Here is an 885-nt window from a genome sequence, read left to right as displayed (position 1 = left end):
GAGGCTTATTCAGCAGGGCCCCGATAACCCACAGTGGACCCCCCGATAAATGAGACGGCCCGCCCTCCCATAGGATGGAGTTACCACACAACAACCAAAGAAAAGCGGACCGCCGAACATGTATCATACCACCGGCTTCACGACCGATCAGATCCGCGACCTCTGCGTGCTGGTCCGCGCCGAATGCCGGAACCTGGGCACGGAACCGTGGCCACCGATCCTCGGCCTCTACCGTGCCCTCGTGGTCACGTTGACCTACATGCGGCGCAACCGCGTCCAAGCGGAGATCGCCGAGGCGCACGGCGTCTCCCAGTCGACGATCTCACGGGCGGTCACCGGCATCACCCCGGTCCTCGACCGCGTGCTGGCGGGGTTCGCGCCGACCGCCGACGAGCTCGACCCGACCGTCCAGTACATCGTCGACGGCACCCTGTTCCCCTGCTGGTCATGGCGCACGGACCGCTGTCTGTACTCCGGCAAGCACAAGACCACGGGCATGAGCGTCCAGGTCGCCTGCACCCTCGACGGCGCGCTCGCCTGGATCTCCGATCCCGTCACCGGCAACCACCACGACTCGTACGCGATCAACGACACCGAGGTCCTCGTCAGCCTGAATCCCGGAGACTGGATCGGCGACAAGGGCTACGTCGGCAACGGCATGATCACCCCGTACAAAAAGCCCAAGGGCGGCGAGCTCACAGAGTGGCAGAAGGAATACAACAGGCAGGTCAACAAGATCCGCTGGGTCGTCGAACAGGTCATCGCGAACCTGAAGACCTGGAGAATCCTACACACCGACTACCGCAGACCGCTCGCGACCTTTACGGAAACGATCTCCTGTGTCATCGGGCTGCACTTCTACAGGATCGCCTGTGAATAGACCTC

At 62.9% G+C, this 885-nt stretch carries 1 protein-coding gene; it reads left to right on the top strand.

The genetic code is table 11. The features are described from left to right. Positions 1-241 precede the first annotated feature (241 nt). Entirely contained in the window at positions 242-880 is a 639-nt protein-coding gene (locus ACFHW1_RS28795; protein ID WP_416616730.1) for a transposase family protein, read from the top strand. Positions 881-885: the final 5 nt, after the last annotated feature.

Origin of the sequence: Micromonospora sp. LOL_014, from assembly GCF_048060245.1 — a bacterium.
Lineage (GTDB): Bacteria > Actinomycetota > Actinomycetes > Mycobacteriales > Micromonosporaceae > Micromonospora_E.
Note: the sequence above shows the minus strand (reverse complement) of the source record. Positions and strands in the feature narration are given on the sequence as shown.